This window comes from Streptomyces hilarionis (genome assembly GCF_024539675.1).
Lineage (GTDB): Bacteria > Actinomycetota > Actinomycetes > Streptomycetales > Streptomycetaceae > Streptomyces > Streptomyces hilarionis.
The window spans coordinates 1-20040 of sequence record NZ_JAHHIT010000046.1 but is presented as its reverse complement, the minus strand read 5'-3'; the positions used below and the strand labels follow the sequence as shown (position 1 = coordinate 20040).

Annotated in this window: 17 protein-coding genes; 12 read left to right on the top strand and 5 right to left on the bottom strand. The window is 73.7% G+C overall.

Annotated features, from left to right (window positions below):
• Window positions 1-43: 43 nt before the first annotated feature.
• The 4 genes from KMS84_RS10995 to KMS84_RS10980 all read left to right on the top strand — a co-directional run bounded on the left by KMS84_RS10995 (window position 44) and on the right by KMS84_RS10980 (window position 3515).
• On the top strand, window positions 44-256 hold the full coding sequence (locus KMS84_RS10995; RefSeq protein WP_256915949.1) for a hypothetical protein: 213 nt from the start codon (window positions 44-46) through the stop codon (window positions 254-256).
• Window positions 257-817: 561 nt separating this feature from the next.
• Window positions 818-1489: a phosphatase PAP2 family protein gene (locus tag KMS84_RS10990; RefSeq protein ID WP_256915948.1), complete on the top strand. Its 672-nt coding sequence runs from the start codon at window positions 818-820 to the stop codon at window positions 1487-1489.
• A gap of 454 nt (window positions 1490-1943) precedes the next feature.
• Window positions 1944-2633: an HAD family hydrolase gene (locus KMS84_RS10985; protein ID WP_256915947.1), complete on the top strand. Its 690-nt coding sequence runs from the start codon at window positions 1944-1946 to the stop codon at window positions 2631-2633.
• A gap of 207 nt (window positions 2634-2840) precedes the next feature.
• Window positions 2841-3515: a TetR/AcrR family transcriptional regulator gene (locus tag KMS84_RS10980; protein WP_256915946.1), complete on the top strand. Its 675-nt coding sequence runs from the start codon at window positions 2841-2843 to the stop codon at window positions 3513-3515.
• Here the strand turns inward: KMS84_RS10980 and KMS84_RS10975 are convergent.
• The gene (locus KMS84_RS10975; RefSeq protein WP_256915945.1) at window positions 3503-5005 is read right to left on the bottom strand and encodes an LVIVD repeat-containing protein; all 1503 of its coding nucleotides are present in this window, start codon (window positions 5003-5005) and stop codon (window positions 3503-3505) included. The genes KMS84_RS10980 and KMS84_RS10975 overlap by 13 nt on opposite strands.
• A gap of 204 nt (window positions 5006-5209) precedes the next feature.
• Between KMS84_RS10975 and KMS84_RS10970 the strand changes: the two genes are divergently transcribed.
• Window positions 5210-5833, top strand: a complete 624-nt coding sequence (locus KMS84_RS10970) for a DUF305 domain-containing protein (RefSeq protein ID WP_256916010.1) — start codon at window positions 5210-5212, stop codon at window positions 5831-5833.
• A 260-nt stretch (window positions 5834-6093) separates the two neighbouring features.
• The gene (locus KMS84_RS10965) at window positions 6094-7491 is read left to right on the top strand and encodes an FAD-dependent oxidoreductase (protein ID WP_256915944.1); all 1398 of its coding nucleotides are present in this window, start codon (window positions 6094-6096) and stop codon (window positions 7489-7491) included.
• A gap of 344 nt (window positions 7492-7835) precedes the next feature.
• Here KMS84_RS10965 and KMS84_RS10960 read toward each other — a convergent pair whose 3' ends face one another.
• Window positions 7836-9176 (bottom strand): extracellular catalytic domain type 1 short-chain-length polyhydroxyalkanoate depolymerase, encoded by a 1341-nt coding sequence (locus KMS84_RS10960; RefSeq protein ID WP_256915943.1) that lies wholly within the window; start codon window positions 9174-9176, stop codon window positions 7836-7838.
• A 478-nt stretch (window positions 9177-9654) separates the two neighbouring features.
• Here KMS84_RS10960 and KMS84_RS10955 point away from each other — a divergent pair, with 478 nt between their 5' ends.
• Together KMS84_RS10955 and KMS84_RS10950 are read left to right on the top strand one after the other, a co-directional pair.
• A complete protein-coding gene (locus KMS84_RS10955) occupies window positions 9655-10632 on the top strand; it encodes a pectate lyase family protein (protein ID WP_256915942.1) in 978 nt (325 codons plus the stop codon).
• Window positions 10633-10816: 184 nt separating this feature from the next.
• Window positions 10817-11548: a pectate lyase gene (locus KMS84_RS10950; protein ID WP_256915941.1), complete on the top strand. Its 732-nt coding sequence runs from the start codon at window positions 10817-10819 to the stop codon at window positions 11546-11548.
• A gap of 125 nt (window positions 11549-11673) precedes the next feature.
• On the opposite strand, the gene KMS84_RS10945 is transcribed toward KMS84_RS10950, so the two are convergent.
• A complete protein-coding gene (locus KMS84_RS10945; protein WP_256915940.1) occupies window positions 11674-12432 on the bottom strand; it encodes a PaaX family transcriptional regulator C-terminal domain-containing protein in 759 nt (252 codons plus the stop codon).
• 70 nt (window positions 12433-12502) lie between these two features.
• Here KMS84_RS10945 and KMS84_RS10940 point away from each other — a divergent pair, with 70 nt between their 5' ends.
• Entirely contained in the window at window positions 12503-14233 is a 1731-nt protein-coding gene (locus KMS84_RS10940) for an acyl-CoA dehydrogenase family protein (protein WP_256915939.1), read from the top strand.
• A 315-nt stretch (window positions 14234-14548) separates the two neighbouring features.
• Here KMS84_RS10940 and KMS84_RS10935 read toward each other — a convergent pair whose 3' ends face one another.
• A complete protein-coding gene (locus KMS84_RS10935; RefSeq protein ID WP_256915938.1) occupies window positions 14549-15130 on the bottom strand; it encodes an Rv1733c family protein in 582 nt (193 codons plus the stop codon).
• Window positions 15131-15410: 280 nt separating this feature from the next.
• On the opposite strand from KMS84_RS10935, the gene KMS84_RS10930 reads away from it, so the two are divergent.
• On the top strand, window positions 15411-16496 hold the full coding sequence (locus tag KMS84_RS10930; protein WP_256915937.1) for a WD40/YVTN/BNR-like repeat-containing protein: 1086 nt from the start codon (window positions 15411-15413) through the stop codon (window positions 16494-16496).
• A gap of 194 nt (window positions 16497-16690) precedes the next feature.
• Here KMS84_RS10930 and KMS84_RS10925 read toward each other — a convergent pair whose 3' ends face one another.
• Window positions 16691-17368, bottom strand: a complete 678-nt coding sequence (locus KMS84_RS10925) for a uracil-DNA glycosylase (protein ID WP_256915936.1) — start codon at window positions 17366-17368, stop codon at window positions 16691-16693.
• Between the two features lie 500 nt (window positions 17369-17868).
• On the opposite strand from KMS84_RS10925, the gene KMS84_RS10920 reads away from it, so the two are divergent.
• Window positions 17869-18837 (top strand): N-acetylglucosamine kinase, encoded by a 969-nt coding sequence (locus tag KMS84_RS10920; RefSeq protein WP_256915935.1) that lies wholly within the window; start codon window positions 17869-17871, stop codon window positions 18835-18837.
• A 221-nt stretch (window positions 18838-19058) separates the two neighbouring features.
• Window positions 19059-19982: a sirohydrochlorin chelatase gene (locus KMS84_RS10915; protein ID WP_256915934.1), complete on the top strand. Its 924-nt coding sequence runs from the start codon at window positions 19059-19061 to the stop codon at window positions 19980-19982.
• Window positions 19983-20040: the final 58 nt, after the last annotated feature.

Sequence of the window (20040 nt, the reverse complement as noted above, 5' to 3'; positions counted from 1 at the left end):
TACGCGTGGAGGCACGGCCGATCCGTGGGCGTCGGCCGCCGCGGTGGCGCTCGCCCGTGACGGGCTGTGGAGCGGGGCAAGGCTGGTGCGGGAGGTCGCCTCCAGCAGCACTCGCCGCAGCTCACAGATCGCCGAACTCCGTTCACCGGAGCTGCTGTTGCCGGCCGAGGAGGTCGCGGACGGGAGCCTGCTGGTGAGGGAGGACGAACGGCCGCAGACATGGTGGCCGACCGGGGCTCTGCCCGACTGGTGGTGAGCACGGGCGCGTTGCACCGTCTGAACCGACGTCAGCTCGATGCCGCCCTCGCACACGAGCAGGGGCACGCTGAGGCACGGCCAGACTGGCTGCCGCACCGTTCGACGGGTCCGGCCTCCGCGTTTCCCCGGGTTCCGGTGTTCGCCGCGTTCCGGACGGGCTGCACCGGTCTGGTCGAACGGTCTGCCGACGACGTGGCCTCGCGCCGGTTCGGCGGCCGGCAGACCAGCGCACTGGCGCGACTGGCGCACTGGCGCACTGGCGCACTGGCGGGCGAACTCGACGAGGAGTTGCGCGTGTTCGGCTTCTCCCCCCGCCCCCCGGGACCATGGTCAGCCGCGGGTGCACCGGTTGCTCTCCGCACCCGACCGGCTCGCGGCTCACCGCGGCCCACAGGCTGCTACGGACGGGCGGCGGCCTCGATCGTTCCGGCGGTCCCGGTGCCGGTGACGTCGGCGCCGGGTCCGCGCGCGCTGGGCCGACCGCCCGCCGGGAGGCCGGGGCTCCCACCGTGCGTGCTGCGGTTCGCGTTCGGCGGGCTCGGTCGGCGAGGATCGCCCCATGCACCCCCCACACGTCGACTCCCCGCCCCGCGCCCCGGCGCGGCGCATGGCCGCCCGTGTCGCGATCGCCCTGGGCCTGTGCTCCGTTCTCCTCCTCGTCCCCGTCGTGGGCGAGTGGGGTCCGCTGATGTCCGCGGACCGCGACGTCGCCCGCACCACCCATCGCTGGGCCGTCGCCGAACCCGAGGTCACCCGGGTCTGCCGCATCCTGACCGACTGGTTCTGGGATCCGGTGACCATGCGCCTCCTCGGCGCGGCGGTGGCCGGCTGGCTCGTGTGGCGGCACAGTGACTGGTGGACCGCGGGATGGCTGGTGGCGGTGTCCGCGCTGAGCACGCTGATCCAGCAGGCGCTGAAGGCCGCGGTGGGCCGCGCCCGGCCGGTCTGGCCCGACCCCGTCGACTCGGCGCACTACGCCGCCTATCCGTCCGGTCACGCCCTGACCGCCACGGTGGTGGCCGGGCTCCTGCTGTGGCTGCTGCACCGGCACGGCGCAGGACCCCTCCTGTGGCGCACGGCGCTGACGGTGGCGGTGATCTCCGTGGCGGGGGTGGGGCTGACCAGGATCTGGCTGGGGGTCCACTGGCCCTCGGACGTCCTGGCGGGCTGGCTGCTCGGAGCCGCGCTGGTGGCGCCGGCCATCGCGGTCCACCTGCGCCGGCATCCCTGACCGGGCTGGCCGGACCCGGCCCCCGGCAGTCGACGCGAGGTCGCCGGTCGCCCGTCCCGGAGCGCCGACGCGAGGACGACGGCTCGACGGCTCGACGGCTCGACGGCTCGACGGCCGACCGGAACACCGGCCCGAGGCGGGCACGAGCAGGTGCTCCCACGGCACGCGGTGACGGACGCCCCCTGGTACACCGCCCGTGCGCGCCGCGGCCCGCACGCATCGAGACCGCCTCGGACTCCCCCGCCGGGTCACCGTCGTCCGCTCACCCCGGTCGACGGGCCGCCGTCATCGCGCACGCCCAGGCACGTCCCCGCGCGCCCGGCACCGGGCGGCCCCGTCGGGGTCCGCCGGCGGCACGTAACGCCGGGCCAGGAGCCTTGGCGTCGCCGAGTCGCGGAGTCGCGGAGTCGGAGTCGCGAAGTCGCGGAGTCGGCGGATCCATAGGATCGACCCCATGACGACCGTGCTGTTCGACTTCTCCGGGACCCTCTTCCGCATCGAGTCCGCCGAGTCGTGGCTGCGCTCCATGCTGCGGGCTACGGGTGTGGCGATGCCCGAGCCGGAACTGGCCGGGACCGTGCGGGCCCTGGAGGCGGCCGGAGCGCTGCCGGGCGGGCCGCCTCCGGTCCGGGTGCCCGACGAACTGGCCGGGCTGTGGCGGGTGCGGGACGAGAGCGCGGAACTGCACCGCGCCGCGTACACCGCTCTGTGCCGTCAGGTGCCGTTGCCCGACCCGGCGTTGTACGACGCGCTGTACGACCGGCACAGGACGCCGGCCGCCTGGTCCCCGTACCCGGACGCCCACGACGTGCTGCGCGGGTTGCGCGAGCGCGGTCTGCGGGTCGGCGTGGTCAGCAACATCGGCTGGGATCTGCGGCCCGTGTTCCGGGAACACGGGCTCGACGCCCATGTCGACGCGTACACGCTGTCGTACGAGCACGGCGTGCAGAAGCCGGACCCGCGGCTGTTCGCGATCGCGTGCGAGGCGCTCGGGGCCGACCCTCACAGCACCCTGATGGTGGGTGACAACCGGTGGGCCGACGGCGGAGCGGCCGCGCTCGGCTGTGCGGTGCAGTTCGTGGACCATCTGCCGGCGGCCCAACGGCCGGACGGACTGCGGCCGGTGCTGGAATGGGCGGGCTGAGCCCGCGGGAACGCGGGTGCACCCGGCGACGGCTTCGTGGACCCCGCCGACGGTAGCCTCAGGACACCATTACGGGAGAAGCACGCCCACTCTGGACGATCCCCCGCGTCGCCCAGAGCAGGCGGCAGCCCGGCGGACTCCGTACCGGAGCCGACCGGGGTTCCTGAGTATAGTTGGCTGGCAGCCAGTCAACGCAGGAGTTACAGGATGTCCCCGCGCAGCGCCTCGGTCAATGAAGAATTGCGGCGGCGTTCCCGGGAACGGCTCCTGCAGGCCACGGTGGAACTGGTGGGCGAGCACGGGTACGAGGCCACGACCCTCGGCGACATCGCCGACCGGGCGGGCACCGCGCGCGGCCTGGTCTCGTACTACTTCCCCGGCAAGCGGCAGTTGGTGCAGTCGGCCGTGCACCGGCTGATGCACCGCACGCTGGAAGAGGCGCTGGAGCGCGAGCCGCACACCGAGGACGGCCGGGAGCGGATGGCCCGGGCCATCGACGCGATCATGGGGCTGGCCCGGGACCGCACGGTGCTGATGCGTCAGCACATGGCGGGGCTGCTCCAGGCCGAGGGCTTCCTTCAGTGCCCGGAGCAGCAGCGGCTGGGCGAACTCCTGCGCGAGACGGCGACCCGGCACGGATCACAGGACGCCGCCCACGACTATCCGATGCTGCGCTCCCAACTGATGGGCGCCGTCTACGCGATGGTGCTGCCGAACGTGCCGCTGCCGCTCGTCAGACTCCGCGCCGACCTGTTCGCGCGCTACCGCCTCGACTGGGATCAGGGCTACCCGCCGGACGCCGAGGCGTCCGGCGGGAGCGGCTGCGGCGATCTGTCCCGCTTCTTCGCGACGGATCCGCCGGCCGGGGATCAGTCGAAGTAGTCCGGCTGGGTCTGGACGTTGAGCTCGCGCAGCCGCACCCGCTTCGCGGGATCCGTGCGCTTGTCGTCGAGCTTCAGCACGTCGAAGCCCTTGGCGATGTCGTTCGAGTAGATGTAGCCGTTGTAGTAGTACGCCGACCACGCGCCGCCGGTCTGGAGGGTGGTGGTGTTCAGCGGACCGCGCTCGAAGTAGGCGATCTCCTTCGGCTTCGTCGAGTCGGTGAAGTCCCAGACGGAGACGCCGCCCTGGTACCAGGCCTGGACCATGAGGTCCCTGCCCTTGACCGGGATCAGCGAGCCGTTGTGGGCGACGCAGTTCTCGGTGTCCGCCTGGTGGCGCGGGATCTTGTAGTAGCCGCGGAAGACGAGCTTGCGCTTGTCCCCCTTGCCGACGATGTCGTAGATGCCGTCGGCCCCGCGGTTCGGCCCGGTCGCCTCGTTGCAGGTGGCCGCGCCGCCGCCGCCCAGCTCGTCGGTGAACACGACCTTGTTCGCCCGCTGGTTGAAGGTCGCGGAGTGCCAGAAGGCGAAGTTGACGTTGTCCTGCACCTGGTCGATGACCTTGGGGTGCTCGGGGTCCTTGATGGAGAACAGGATGCCGTCGCCCATGCAGGCGCCGGCCGCCAGGTCCTTCTCGGGCAGGACGGTGATGTCGTGGCAGCCGGTGGTCTTGGACACCCCGGGGTTGGTCGGGCCGCCGGGGTTGCCGCCGCCGTCCGGACCCTCGCCCGGGAACAGCACGGGGAAGCCGACGACCGCCGCCTTCTCGGGGGCCTTGCGGGGCACCTTGATGACGGAGATGCCGTCGTGCGGGGGCTGGCAGTCGGGGTAGGCCGCGTTGGGCGAGTACGAGGAGACGTAGATGTAGACGTCCTTGCGCTCGGGCACCAGGGTGTGGGTGTGCGAGCCGCAGGCGGTCTCCACGGCGGCGACGTACTTCGGGTTCGCCTTGTCGCTGATGTCGAAGACCTTCATCCCCTCCCAGGAGGACTTCTCGGTCACCGGCTGGGTGGTGCTGTTGCAACTGCTGTCGCTGCGCGAGGAGTCGGTCGACAGGAAGAGCAGATCGCCCGAGACGGAGACGTCGTTCTGCGAGCCGGGGCAGAGCACCTGGGCCACCGTCTTCGGCGCCTTCGGGTTGCTGATGTCGAAGACGCGGAAGCCGTCGTAGTTGCCCGCGAAGGCGTACTTGCCCTGGAAGGCCAGGTCCGAGTTGGTGCCCGGCAGGGCGTCCTTGGGGATGTTCGTCAGGTGCTCGATGTTCGCGGAGTGGACGATCTCGTCCTGCCCGGGTATCTCGCCGTCGGCGATCGCCGCGGCCACGTCGGCCCTGGCGCTCTGCGAGACCTCCTTGCCCCCGGCCTTGCCGTCCCCCGGGTCGGGGGTCGCGGCCGCCGGGACCGCCGCCAGGAGTGCGGCGAGGAGACCGGCGCACGCGGCGGCCGCTCCCAGCCGTCTGCGTCGCGTTCGAGGATCGTTCAACAGGGTCACTGCATCCTCCCTTGTCGCCGTTCGCAAGGAACGGTTCACGGTGCTCCGAAGTATCGTCTTCATCATGCACATATCAAAGGTTGGCAACGCACTCGTCATGAATCTTTCCGTTCAGTGACGGGTCGTGTGGTGCATAGATCCAGACAAGAAGCGATCGTCTTCCCAACTCGCCGATCTCAGGGAGTCGTTGTGCCGGTCCGCCCTATGCCCCTCGCCTCGGTCGCACTGCTGCTGGCGCTCGCCCTCGCGGGCTGCGACTCCGGGCCGGACGCCAAGTCGTCGGCGGCGGACGGCCCTTCGGTGATCGCACCCGGCAAGCCGGGCGACGCGAACCGGACCCTGTCCGCGCAGGAAGCGGCCGAGCAGCGCGCCGACGACGACACCCCCAACGCGGCCGACGTGTCGTACGCACGGATGATGATCACGCATCACGCGCAGGCGCTGAGAATGACCGAACTCGTGCCGGACCGCGCCCGGTCGGCAGACGTCAAGCGGCTCGCCCTGCGCATCTCGGCGGCGCAGGGACCGGAGATCGAGGCCATGAAGGGCTGGCTCACGACGCACGGCAAGAAGTCGGCGAGCGGCGGGCACGAGCACGGCGCCATGCCCGGGATGGCGACCGAGTCCCAGCTCGCCGAGTTGCGCGCGGCACGCGGCAAGGCGTTCGACGCCCTTTTCCTGACCCTGATGATCACCCACCACGAGGGCGCGCTCACCATGGCCGGGGAGGTCAAGGCGCAGGGCAACAACGTGCAGATCGAGGAGATGGCCGACGACGTGATCGCTCAGCAGACGAGCGAGATCACCCGGATGCGGGGCATGCGCTGAGGCCCCGGCGGCACGCCCGGCCCCTGCGGGGCGGGCGGACGCCGCGTGGGGCGTGCCCGGCGTCCGCGCGGCACGTGCGCCGCGTGTGACGCGCAGGCACGTGGGGCGCGTGCGACTCGTGCGGGCCGCCGCCTGGCCGTCCGCACCGAAGGGACACGCGCGAGGCGCGAGGGCGCGGCGCCCTGTCGGCGCGGCGGCGCCGGTGCGATGCTGGGGGTACCAGCGCCCTCCTCCGTACCCCTGGGGCAAGGAGTTCCGCCGTGCTGCGTGTCGCCGTCGTCGGTTCGGGACCGAGTGGGCTCTACACCGCCCAGAGCCTGGTCCAGCGGGACCCCGACGTGCTCGTCGACGTCCTGGACCGGCTGCCCTGCCCCTACGGGCTGGTGCGGTACGGCGTCGCTCCGGACCACGAGAAGATCAAGTCCATTCAGCACAGTCTGCGGCCGGTCCTCGAGCACGAGCGGGTGCGGTTCGTGGGCGGGGTCCGGGTGGGTGCGGACGGGGTGCCCGTGGCGCGCTTGCGCGAGCTGTACCACGCCGTCGTGTACTGCGTGGGCGCGGCGTCGGACCGGCATCTCGGCGTTCCCGGTGAGGAGCTCGCGGGCAGCTGGTCGGCGACGGAATTCGTGTCCTGGTACAGCGCGCACCCGGACGCCGCCGCCGGCGGGTTCGTGCGGGACGTCCGCACGGCCGTCGTGGTGGGCGTGGGGAACGTGGCGGTGGACGTCACGCGGATGCTGGCCCGGCGCGCGGCCGAGCTGGCCCCCACCGACATGCCGCAGGCGGCGCTGAGCGCGCTCTCCGCGAGCGGGGTGAGCGAGATCCACATGGTGGGGCGGCGCGGCCCGTCGCAGGCGCGCTTCACCACCAAGGAACTGCGCGAGCTGGGCGGGCTGCCCGACACCGAGGTGATCGTCGACGAGGCGGAGCTGGCGTCCGATCCGGCGTACGGCGACCCGTCCGGACTGCCGGCGGCGCAACGGCGCAACGTGGAGGTGCTGCGCGGCTGGGCGGCGGCGCCGGCCCGCGGCGCACGGCGGCGGATCCGGCTCCGGTTCTTCCTGCGCCCCGTCGAACTGCTCGGCGTCGGAGGCCGGGTGGGGGCGGTGCGCCTGGAGCGGACCGCGCCGGACGGGCACGGCGCGGTCACGGGCACCGGCCGGTACGAGGACGTGGAGGCGCAGTTGGTGCTGCGGTCGGTGGGGTATCGCGGCACGCCGGTGGAGGGGCTGCCGTTCGACGCCGGCAGCGGCACGGTGCCGCAGGCGTCGGGTCGGGTGCTGCGGGACGGCGAGGCCGTGCCGGGCGAGTACGTGGCGGGCTGGATCAAGCGGGGGCCGACCGGCGTGATCGGCACCAACCGGCCGTGCGCGAAGGAGACGGCGACGTCCGTGCTGGAGGACGCGCCCGCCCTCGCGCGGCGGCCGCTGCCCGCCGATCCGCTCGACTCGCTGCGGGCGGCCGGGGCCGAGCCCGTCGGGTGGGAGGGCTGGCTGGCGATCGAGCGCGCCGAGACGGCGCTGGGCGCCTCACTGGGCCGGGGCGTGGTGAAGCTGCCGGACTGGGCGGCGCTGAGGTCCGCGGCGGGGGCGGCCGGCGGCGCGCGCACCGCGCGCGGGCCCGCCGACCCCTCGCGTCCCGCGAACCGGCCTTCCTGAACCGCGGAACCCGGCGAACCGCACGGGCGGGCGCTGCCCTGCCCCGGCGCCGCCCTCGGCGCCCCCGGCGGGACTGCCGCTGACGACCACGGGCTCCGGAGGGCCGGGCCGCCTCGCCGATCACCGGCAACGGGCGACTCCTCGCCGGCCTCGACGAGCCCCGCACCCCTGACGCCCCCGTGGCCCGGCACACCTGCGCCGCGCACCCGTGACGCCCCCGGCCGCTCCGACGCCCGCACGGCCCGCGGCGGCCGCCGGACTCCGCTTCGGCAGCCGCCGCTCGTCACGGGGACGCCCGCCTCACCGGCGGTTCGTGGGCGGCCGCGCGGACCGCCCACGGTGGCTCAACCCTTCGTACAGGTGGCGCCGTTGAGCGTGAAGACGCCCGGTGCCGCGCTGTCGCCGGTGTGGTTCGCCTGATAGCCGATGGTGACGGCGGCATGGGGCGCCAGTGTGCCGTTGTACGACGCGTTGGTCGCCGTCACCGTCCCGGAGGCCGGTGCGTAGGTGGCGCCCCAGCCGTTGGTGATGGTCTGCCCGGCGGGCAGCGTGAAGCCCAGTTTCCAGCCCTCGATCGGCGAGGCGCCGGTGTTGGTGAGCGTCACGGACGCGGTCAGTCCGGTGCTCCAGGCGCTGGTGGAGGCCACGACCCGACAGGCGCCGGGCTGGGGGTCGGGACCGGGTCCGGGAGCGGAGTCGTCGAGGCCGAAGAACCTGAGGACCCGGGCGCCCATTCCGTCGGCGTAGACACCGTGTCCGACGCCCTGCACGCTGACCGCCTCGACGGGGGCGCGGTCACCGGTGGCGCCGTAGCGGGTGCGGGTCCAGTTGGCCACCGGCGAGTCGGTGGACGCCGGGGTCTGGCCGACGCCCAGCACGTTCGTCCACTGCTTGATCTCCTCCCCGAAGTTCGGGTAGCGCAGCGTGTCGTCCTGCGTGCCGTGCCACACCTGCATCCGGGGGCGGCGGCCGGTGTAGCCGGGGTAGGCGTCGCGCACCAGGGCGCCCCATTCCTGCGGCGTGTGGAGCACCTCGCCGCCGGCGCACCGGCTGTTCCACTCGGAGCCGTCGGTCGTGGCGAAGCAGCCGAACGGGACGCCCGCGAACGCGGCTCCCGCCGCGAACACGTCGGGATAGTCGCCGAGCAGGACGTTCGTCATCATCGCGCCGGACGAGATGCCCGTCACGAAGATCCGTCCGGTGTCGGCCGCGTACGCGCGGACGGTCCAGTCGACCATCGACCTGATGCCGACGGGGTCGCTGCCGCCGTCGCGCCTGAGCGCCTGGGGCGAGGAGACGTCGAAGCACTTGCTGCTGCGCGTGACCGACGGGTAGACCACGACGAATCCGTACCGGTCGGCCAGTCGCGCGTACTCGGTGCCGCTGTACATGGCCGGGCCGGAACCCGTGCAGTAGTGCACCGCCACCAGGACGGCCGGGTGCGCGGTGACGTTCACCGGCGCGTACACGTACATCTGGAGGTTGCTGGGGTTGGCGCCGAAGCCGGTGACCTCGGTGAGCGTGCCGGCGGGGACCGGGCCCGCCGCCTGCGCCCGGGCGGAGGCGGCGGGCGCGGTGAGGGCGGCGGCCGCGAGCAACGAGACCAGGGCCGCCAGGAGGGCCAGGAGCGCCGGACCCGGCCGCCTCCTCGCCGAGGCGGTCGCACAGGGGGTGGTGGTCGACACGTTCTGTCCCTTCTCGATGGCTGCTCTGACGACGGGGTGCGGCAGGTGCATGAGCGGGGGGACGACGGCCCGCGCCACTTCTCCGCGCCACTTCTCCCTCCGGGCCGGACCGGGCCGTCCGGAGGAGGCGGCTTGGCGCCCCCCGGCGGGAGCCTGGCGGCGCGGGGGTCACGGGAGAAACGCGCTCGAAGGCAAGCGTCCGCCTCGCATGGTGGCATGCACACGCCCACCATGGAAGCGCTCCCACGCGATCGGTGCGCCGGTCCTCACCGAGGGGGCGGGACGCGCCGCGACGGCCGGACGTCTTCTGCGCAAAGCGTTGACTAGAAAGCGCTTGCCCCCTACGTTCCGTTCAGCAGTGTGACCGAGCCACTCGCGGCACCCCACAAAGGTCGGCACTGCTCGCATCATCTGTTCAGAAAACAGAACAGCAATCACATATCTGATCCATTCCTTCCTCACGAAGGGACGCACCCCCATGCGCACAGGTCCCCCACGTACACCTGCGCAAAGGTCCGTTCTCCTCGCGGCGTCCGCCGCGCTCGCCGCCGCGGCGGTCCTGACGCTTCCGCCGTCGGCAGGAGCCGCCGAGAGCACGCCCGTCGGATTCGGCGCCGGCACGACCGGGGGCGACGGAGCCGGCGCGGTCACCGTGTCGACCCTGTCCGCGTTCAAGGCGGCGGTGACCGGCGGCGCGGCGAAGGTGGTGAAGGTCAACGGCCTGATATCGCTCGCCGGCCAGGTCGACGTCGGCTCCAACACCACGGTGCTGGGCGTCGGTTCCTCCTCCGGGTTCACCGGCGGCGGGCTGCGGCTGAAGAAGGTGACGAACGTGGTCATCCGCAACCTGAACATCAGCAAGCCGCTCAAGCCGGCCGACGGGATCGAGGTCCAGGCCTCGACCAGGGTCTGGATCGACCACAACTCCTTCTCGGCCGACCGCGATCACGACAAGGACTACTACGACGGCCTGCTGGACATCAACCACGCCTCGGACCTCGTGACCGTGTCGTGGAACACCTTCAGGGACCACTACAAGGGCTCGCTGGTCGGCCACAGCGACAACAACGCGAGCCAGGACACCGGACACCTGAAGGTGACGTACCACCACAACCAGTTCCTCAACGTCAACTCGCGCATTCCCAGCCTGCGGTTCGGCACCGGCCACTTCTACGACAACTACGTCGTCGGCGCCGAGACGGCCGTCCACTCGCGCATGGGCGCGCAGATGCTCGTGGAGAACAACGTCTTCCGCTCGACCCTGGTCGCCGTCACGACGAACCGTGACAGCGACGTGGACGGCTACGCCAACCTGACCGGCAACGACCTCGGCGGAGCCGCGACCGAGGTGTCCCGGGTCGGCACGTTCACCAGGCCGCCGTACGCCTACACCGCCGAGCCCGCCTCCTCCGTCGTCGCCTCGGTGACGTCCGGCGCGGGCGCGGGGAAGCTCTGACGGCCTGTCCGCACCCCCTGGCCCCCCATCCGAAGAAAGGCATCGGGACATGACTTCACCAGCAGTTTCACCGGCACCGCCGCGCACTTCGCCGTCGGCGGCTCCGTCGACGGCCCGACCCGGCGGCCGGCTCCCCGGGCGCGCCCTCACCGGCGGACTCGCCGCGGTCGGCCTCACGGTTGGCATGATCATGACCAGTGGAGCGCTCGCGCCCGCGAGCGCCGCCACCTGGCCGACCCCGACCAGCAGCAAGCCGGTGACCGCCACCATCTCCGTCTCCGGCACCAAGGACTACGGGATGCAGCGCCTGTACGGCAGCGGGGACCTCGGCAGCGGCGGCCAGAACGAGGACCAGGACCCGATCCTGGAGCTCAAGCCCGGCGCCGTGCTGAAGAACGTCATCATCGGCGCGCCCGCCGCCGACGGCATCCACTGCCTGGGCAGCTGCACGCTGCAGAACGTCTGGTGGGAGGACGTCGGCGAGGACGCGGCGACCTTCCTCGGGTCGTCGTCGTCCAACGTCTACACCGTGTCCGGCGGCGGGGCGAAGGAAGCCAGCGACAAGGTGTTCCAGTTCAACGGCGCGGGGACGCTCAACGTCTCCGACTTCGCCGTGAAGAACTTCGGGACGTTCGTGCGCAGTTGCGGCAACTGCAAGAGCGGCCAGTACAAGCGCACCATCAACCTGAACACCATCGAGGCGACCTACAAGGGCGGTCGGCTCGTCGGCATCAACACCAACTACGGGGACAGCGCGACCCTGAAGAAGATCACCATCGTCGGGGACAGCAGCAAGAAGATCGTTCCCTGCCAGAAGTACATCGGCAACAACACGGGCGCGGAGCCGCCCAAGAACGGCGCGGGCGCGGACGGCACCTACTGCAAGTACGCGTCGTCCGACATCACCTACCGGTAGACCCCGCCCCCACGGGCGGTCGTCTCGCCTGCGGCCCCCCGCAGGCGGCCTTTCCCTTCCCCCCACGGTGAAACAGCGGCCGTGCGAAGCGTCCCCCACACAGCGCTTCGCACGGCCGCCGCCGGTCAGGGAGCCGGGCCCAGCACCGCCGCGGCGAGCTCGCGGCGGTGGTGGTCGTACAGGGCGCGCAGTGCGGCGCCGGGCCAGTCGGCCGGCAGGAGTTCCGCGGGCAGCACGGGGTCGGCCAGCAGGTGCCGTACCACCGCCGCGAGGGCCGTGAAGCGGTCGGCCGGCCGTCGCGACCGCTCGACATGGGCCAGCAGGGCGCGCGCCGTGCCCGCCCAGGCGTCCAGCGGCCACAAGCTCTCCGCCAGCTCGCGGGCGGGCGCGCCGGGGCGGGCGGTGAATCGACGGACGACCTCGTCCAGGTCGGCGGGCCAGGGACGCCCCAGGTTGGCGGGGCGCAGCCAGACGCCCTCCCGCAGCTCGGCGAGCCTGAGCTCGCCGAGCCGGGCACGCAGTTCGGCGCGGTCGGCGGGACCGCGGCCGGTCGCGGTGATCACCGGCATCTCCCAGTCACCGTCCCACGCGCACGTGTGCGGGTGCACGGCGTCGTCCTGTCGCCGCTGCCGCTCCAGCAGCCGGTCGCTGAGCCGGTAGACGCCGTCGGTCCTGCGCAGGTCGCCCGCCGCCACCATCCGGCTCAGCGCGGCCCTCACCGTCGACCCGCCGACGCCGAACCGCTCCACCCCCCGCACCAGATCCCTGGCCGCCAGCTCGGGCGGGTGCGCGCCCAGCAGCAGGCTCAGCACCACCGACCGCGCGGACAGCGGCGGCAGGTCGACCTCGCCGGGCTGCGCCGACGCAGACACGTTCATCCGCATGAGCACGTACTGTATGCGCCCGCGATGTTGCACTCTTGCTACAGCCGTAGGCGGAGTGCAACATGTCGGCATGGCCCCGACACTCGCACAGTCCGCGTCCCCCTCGCCGTCCCGTCTTCCTGCGCCGACGCCAGGGGGCGCGACCCACGACGTCACGAACCAGCCGCCGCCCCTGGCCCCCTACGACGCCTCGGCGGACACCGCGCTCCTGGAGGGGCTGCGGCGGGAGGGCGCGGGCTGGGCCGAGGCGGACGTGCGCAGGATCGGCCTGCTGGCGGGCGGCGTCGAGGCACAGGAGTGGAGCGAACTGGCCAACCGGCACGAGCCCGTCCTGCGCACGCACGACCGCTACGGTCACCGCCTCGACGAGGTCGAGTTCCACCCGAGCTGGCACGAGCTGATGCGCGTCGCGGTCGCCGAGGGACTGGCGGGCGCGCCCTGGGCCGACGACCGGCCCGGCGCCCACGTGGCACGTACGGCGGGCGGGCTCGCCTGGGGTCACACCGAGGCCGGACACGGCTGTCCGACGTCGATGACCTACGCGGCCGTGCCCGCGCTGCGCCGCCAGGCGGAGCTCGCCGCCGTCTACGAACCGCTGCTGACCGGCCGGGAGTACGACCCGGGGCTGCGCGTGCCGACCGCCAAGCGCGGGCTGCTCGCGGGCATGGGGATGACCGAGAAGCAGGGCGGCTCCGACGTCCGGACGAACACGACGGCGGCCGCGCCCACGGCGGAGCCCGGGGTGTACACGCTGCGCGGGCACAAGTGGTTCACGTCGGCGCCGATGTGCGACGTGTTCCTGGTCCTGGCGCAGGCTCCCGGCGGACTGTCCTGCTTCCTCGTGCCGCGTGTGCTGCCCGACGGCGCCCGCAACACGTTCCGCGTGCAACGGCTCAAGGACAAGCTGGGCAACCGCTCCAACGCCTCCTCCGAGCCGGAGTTCGACGGGACCGTGGCCTGGCTGGTCGGGCCCGAGGGGCAGGGCGTGAAGACCATCCTCGAGATGGTCAACTGCACCCGGCTGGACTGCGTGATGATGTCCGCGGCCCTGATGCGCAAGACGCTCGTCGAGGCGGGACATCACGTGCGTCACCGCAGCGCGTTCGGGGCGCGGCTGCTCGACCAGCCGCTGATGCGCAACGTCCTGGCCGACCTGGCGCTGGAGTCGGAGGCCGCGACCACGCTCACGCTGCGGCTGGCCGGAGCCGCCGACCGGGCCGTGCGCGGCGACGACGGGCAGGGGGACGAGCGGTCCTTCCGGCGGATCGCCACCGCCATCGGCAAGTACTGGGTGACGAAGCGGGGGCCGGCCTTCACGGCGGAGGCCCTGGAATGCCTGGGCGGCAACGGCTACGTCGAGGACTCCGGGATGCCCCGGCACTACCGCGAGGCGCCGCTGCTGTCGATCTGGGAGGGCTCGGGCAACGTCAACGCCCTCGACGTGCTGCGGGCGTTGACGCGGGAGCCGGCGACGGCGGACGCCCTCTTCGCGGAACTCGCCCTGGCACGCGGTGCGGACGCCCGCCTGGACGCGGCCGTCGACCGGCTGGGGGCACGGCTGACCACGGCGACGCCGTCCGGCGCCCGACGGCTGGTGGAGGAGATGGCGCTCACCCTCCAGGCCTCCCTGCTGGTACGGCACGCGCCGCCCGCGGTCGCCGACGCGTTCTGCGCCACCCGGCTGGACGGCGACTGGGGGCACTCCTTCGGCACCCTCCCGGACGCCGCCGACCTGGACGCGATCCTGCGACGCGCCCTCCCCGGGGGGAGCGGCCGCACCGTTCCCGCCACCGCGAACTGACCCCCGGGCCGCTTCCGCGCACGCCCCCTCCCCCGCTCCCGCAGCCGGGCGCACCGCGGCCACGCCACCGCGCACGGCGTCGCCGCCCGCGCGGACGCCGCGGCTCGGGGCCGGTGGGGCCACGCGGGCAGGTCGCCTCGCCCGGACGGGGCACGCCGTCCACGCAGGTCAGGACGACCGGCCTGGACCTGGGTGGACGGGCCCCCGGGCCGGTCCGGGCTGGTCAAGTGTGGTCAGGCGTGGTCAGGTGTGGTCCGGTCTGGGACGGTCCAGGCCGCTCCGGGCCGCTCCGGGCCTGCTTCGCCGTCCTCGGGGTCAGCTGGTCGGGCGGCCCCAGAGGACGGCGAAGCGGGCCCATTCGACGTCCCACTGGTCCACGCGCCGGCGTTCCAGCCGGCCGCGCACCACGCGCCCGCCCGCGAGGGGCAGGGTCGCCACCCCGACCCCGGCCAGGCCTCCGACGAGGGAGGCGCGCAGCCTGGCCTGCGAGGCGCTGGCCGGCCGGGTCACCAGGCGGCCCTGCGGGTCCGTCCAGACCTCGACCGGGGTGCCCGCGGCGCTGCCGGGGCCGACCCGGACCTGGCCGGTGTGGGCGGAGCCGTCCGGTCCGGTCCAGCCCACCTTGGCCCACACCTGCTCGCCGCTGGAGGAACTGCCGGACGGGGCCTTGCCCGGGGCCTGCTCGGTCAGGCGTCCGACGAGGGGACGCCACTCGACGCGCTCCCGCGCCAGCCCCTGTTCGACGGACCCCGCGGTGGCCGACGCCGCCAGCACCCCGGCGAGGACGGTGAGCGCCCACACGCCGAGCACGACCCAGGACTCCACCGTGTCGGCGCGACGCTTGAGCGGGTTGCGCCGCCAGCGCCACAGCCACACCTTCGGACCACGGAACGCCATCGAAGGCCGCCTCCTCGTGAACACATCAACATCCCGGCCGCCCTCCCATACGCGGCGCACGGGCCTGATGCTCAGGCGAGTCCCCGGGCTCGGCGGCCCCACCGAGGCGAGGTGCGGGCGGGCGCCCTGCGGGAAGGCGGCCGAAACCCAGCGGCGCCGGTCCGCCACACCCGCCGCGACCTGCGGCAACGGCGTTTCCGGAGGTGACTGTCAGTGGCCGGGTGCAGACTGGCCGGTGTCCGGGACGACGAGGTCGAGGACACCAGCGGAGGTGATCGGCATGACCGAGGTACTGCTCGCCGTGGGCACGCGCAAAGGCCTGTTCATCGGGCGCCGGCGCGGCGGCGTGTGGGAGTTCGACGAGACCCCTTACTTCAACGCACAGGCGATCTACTCGATCGCCGTCGACACCCGCGGCGGGCGCCCGCGGCTGCTGGCCGGCGGCGACAGCGCGCACTGGGGGCCGTCGGTGTTCCACTCCGACGACCTCGGCCGCACCTGGACCGAACCGGCGCGCCCGGCCGTGAAGTTCCCGCAGGACACGAAGGCCTCGCTGGAGCGGGTGTGGCAACTGCACCCGGCGGCGGCCGAACCGGACGTGGTGTACGCGGGCACGGAGCCGGCCGCGCTGTACCGCTCGGAGGACCGCGGCGAGAGCTTCGAGCTGGTCCGCCCGCTCTGGGAGCACCCCACCCGCTCCCGCTGGGTGCCGGGCGGCGGCGGGGAGGGCCTGCACACCATCCTCACCGACCGGCGCGACCCACGGGCGGTGACCGTGGCGGTCTCCACCGCCGGAGTGTTCCGCACGACGGACGGCGGGGCGAACTGGGCGCCGTCCAACTCCGGCGTGTCGGCGGTGTTCCTGCCCGATCCCGACCCGGAGTTCGGCCAGTGCGTGCACAAGGTCGCCAGGGACGCGGCGAACCCGGACCGGCTCTACCTCCAGAACCACTGGGGGGTCTATCGCAGCGACGACGCGGGCGCGCACTGGACCGACATCGGCGAGGGGCTGCCGTCCACGTTCGGCTTCGCCGTCGCCGCACATCCCTCGCGGGGCGACACGGCGTACGTGTTCCCGATCAACGCGGACGCGGACCGGGTGCCCGCCGACCGCCGGTGCCGGGTCTTCCGCACCGCCGACGCCGGCAAGAGCTGGGAGCCGCTGGCCTCGGGCCTGCCGCACGAGGACCACTACGGCACGGTTCTGCGCGACGCGATGTGCACGGACGACGCGGATCCGGCCGGCGTGTACTTCGGCAACCGCAACGGCGAGGTGTTCGCCTCCGCCGACGACGGCGACACCTGGCGACAGTTGGCCTCCCATCTGCCCGACGTGCTGTGCGTACGGGCGGCCGTGGTCGGGTGAGCACGAGCGGCCGTGTCCGGCCTGCGCCGAGCCCGCGCGCCCCGGGCCGGACCCGAACCGCCCGGGCCCGGCCCCAACGGCCCGGGCTCACCCCGGGCGCCGCCCACGACGCGGGATCGTTCGACGCGGGCCGGTACCGGCGGTGGGGTCTGCGTGACCTGCGTGTCAGGGGTGACCTGCGTGTCCGGGGTGGCCTACGGCAGTTGCCAGTCGACCGGTTGAGCGCCCTGTTCGGCGAGGAGGGCGTTGGCCCGGCTGAACGGCCGGGAGCCGAAGAAGCCGCGGTCCGCCGACATCGGGGACGGGTGTGCGGACTCGATCGACGGCAGCTCCCCCAGCAGCGGCCGCAGGTTGCGCGCGTCACGCCCCCACAGGATCGACACGAGCGGCTTGCCCCGCGCCGCCAGCGCCCGGATGGCCTGCTCGGTCACTTCCTCCCAGCCCTGGCCGCGGTGCGCGCCCGGCTTGCGCGGCGCGGTGGTCAGGGCCCTGTTGAGCAGCAGGACACCCTGCCGGGTCCACGGGGTCAGATCGCCGTTCGACGGCCTGGGCAGGCCGAGGTCCGTGTGCATCTCGCGGAAGATGTTCTCCAGGCTGCCCGGCAGCGACCGCACCTCGGGGGCCACCGCGAAACTCAGCCCGATCGCCATCCCCGGCGTCGGGTAGGGATCCTGGCCGACGATCAGGACGCGGACGTCGTCGAAGGGCTGCTGGAACGCGCGCAGAACGTTCGCCCCGGACGGAAGATACGTGCGGCCGGCCGCTATCTCGGCCCGCAGGAAGTCCCCCATCGCCGCGATGCGTTCGGCGGCGGGCTCGAGGGCCTTCGCCCAGCCCGCTTCGACAAGTTCATACAGAGGTCGTGGTGCCACAATGCGTCACCCTACTGGCACTCAACCCGCCCGCGTACCGGCACGCATGTCCCCCCGCCCGGGGACCGCCGACGATGTCGGGCCTCCTCCTCGGTCTTCCTCCTCCTCGGCAGTCTTCCTCCCCCTCGTCGAGGCCGGCGAGGCCGTCGAGGCCGTCGAGGCCGTCGAGGCCGTCGAGGCGATACGGGTGGTCGAGGGGGTCGGGGCGTCGCGCGGGGCGTCCCCGGCCGCCCGCCGGAGGAGCCGGTCAGCGTAAGGGAGGAGAGCCCGTTGGGTCGTGGGCCGACCGAGCCACCAGACCGTGGCTCCCCCGCTTCGCCGCTCCCTGGCCACCCCCACCGCCACCCCCACCGCTACCGCCACCGGGAGTCGGCCTTCCTCTTGGGCCCGCGGCCGCGGCCGTCCTGCAGGGCCGGCGGTCCACCGGTCCTGAGGGGCTGCCGGCGGCCCGACCACCGGCGTCGGCCGTGAGCCGGGGCGCCGGTGCGGGCGCCGGCGGCGTGAGCGACGTCGGCGTCCTCGCCGTGGACTCGGGCGGCTCCGGGCTGCGGGTCGCCCTGGCAACCGTCGGGCAGGGCGTGCTGGGCCGGCGCTCGTCGCCGGATCCGGTGCGCACCGGCGCGCGGGGCATCGACCCGGAGGACCTGATGGCCCGACTGGTCCCGGCGGCCCGGGCGTTGGCGGCCGAGACCGGCGCTCCCCCGCCCACCACGGCTGTGGTCGGCGCGGCGGGACTCGGCACGCTGGGCGGGGCGCTGCGCGCCGAGCTCCCCGCCGCGCTGGTCAGGGAGTTCGGGGTCCGTACGACCGCGCTCGCCGCCGACGCCGTCACCGCCTACGCCGGCGCTCTCGGCGCGCGGCCCGGGGTCGTCGTGGCGGCGGGCACCGGGGTGATCGCGATCGGCACGGACCTGACCTCGTGGCGGCGGGCGGACGGCTGGGGGCACCTGCTGGGCGACAGCGGGAGCGGAGCCTGGATCGGACGAGCGGGTCTGGAGGCCGCCCTGCGCGCGTACGACGGGCGTCCCGGCGGCTCGGCGGCACTGCTCGCCCTCGCCCGGGAGCGGTTCGGGCCGCTCCCGGGCCTGCCGGGGCTGCTCTACCCGCGCTCCGACCGCGCGGCCGTCCTCGCCTCCTTCGCCCCGTGCGTGGCCTCCCGCGCGCACGACGACCCGGTCGCCGCCGGCGTGCTGCGAGCAGCGGCCCGGCACCTGGCCGACTCGGCCGCCGCGGCGTGCCCGCCCGCCGATGCGCCCCTGATCGCCCTGACCGGGGGCCTGTTCGAGATCGGCGCCCCTCTCGTCGTCCCCCTGGAAGAGGAACTGGCGGGAGTGCTGCCGCACGCCCGGCGGACGTCCGCCGGGGGCGACCCGCTGGACGGCGCCGTCCGCATCGCCGTGGCGCTGGCGACGGACACGTGCGGCTGGCCGTACGAGGAGACGCTGCTGTCAGTGGCACACCATCCGTAACGCGCCCTGCCCGTCATGCGTCCGGGCCCGTCATGCGTCCTGCGCAGGGACCGTACGTCACCCCGCAAATGGGGGATTACTCCCTCAGGGGGCAAGTCGCCCGGAAAACACGCTGATCACTTCTGATCCGTACGTAACTCATCAGACAAAAGCGGACGGATACCGCTCACGTGCACCCTCCCCGAACAGGGGAGCCCAAGAAGCCAGTAACATGCGTCGCCATGAGCTCCCCCACTGGGCCCGCGTCCGGCCTGCCAGTACGAATGCCGCGACCTCGCCAGCCCGGGCGGCACCGCCGACCCGAGCCGCTGGCGGCTCCCGAGGGCGCGCCGGCGCTCGTCCTCGCGGTGCCGGGCACGCCCGGCGTCGCCACCCGCGGCCTCGCCGAGGAGATCGTGAGCATCGCCCGCTCCGAGCTCCCCGGCCTCGACGCGCGCATCGGCTACCTCGACGGGGACGACGCCGAGTTCCCCACCGTGCAGTCGGTGCTGGTGCACGCCGCCGACGAGCGCACGGCCCGCTTCGAGCAGGCCCGTGCCGCCGGTCTGGACGTCAAGGAGCCCGACGGCCCGGTCGCCGTGGTCGTGCCGCTGCTGGCCGGTCCCGACAACTCGCTGCTGCGCCAGGTCCGCCAGGCCGTCATGGAGAGCCGCATCGCGGCCGAGATGACCGACGTCCTCGGCCCGCACCCGCTGCTCGCCGAGGCCCTGCACGTGCGCCTGTCCGAGGCGGGTCTGGCCCGTGCGGACCGCGCCCGCCTGTTCACCGTGGCGACGGCCGCCGACGGCATCATCCTCGCCTCCGTGGGCGGCGACGAGGCCGTGCAGGCCGCCGGGATCACCGGCATGCTGCTGGCCGCACGGCTGGCCGTGCCGGTCATGGCCGCGGCGCTCGACCAGGAGGGGTCCATCGCCTCCGTCGCGGAGCAGCTGCGCTCCTCGGGCTCGCAGCAGCTCGCTCTGGCGCCGTACCTGATCGGTCCGGAGATCGACGCCACGCTGATCGAGGAGGCCGCCAAGGAGGCCGGCTGCCCCGCCGCCGAGGCGCTGGGCCCCTACCCGGCCATCGGCAAGCTCGCGCTGGGCAAGTACACGACCGCCCTCGGCATCGCGCCGCCGCAGCCGCAGGGCGCGCCGGTCCGTTGACACAGCCGTTAGGACGCCGTCGCAGGCGTGGGGCCCGCTCCGGGTGAGGAGCGGGCCC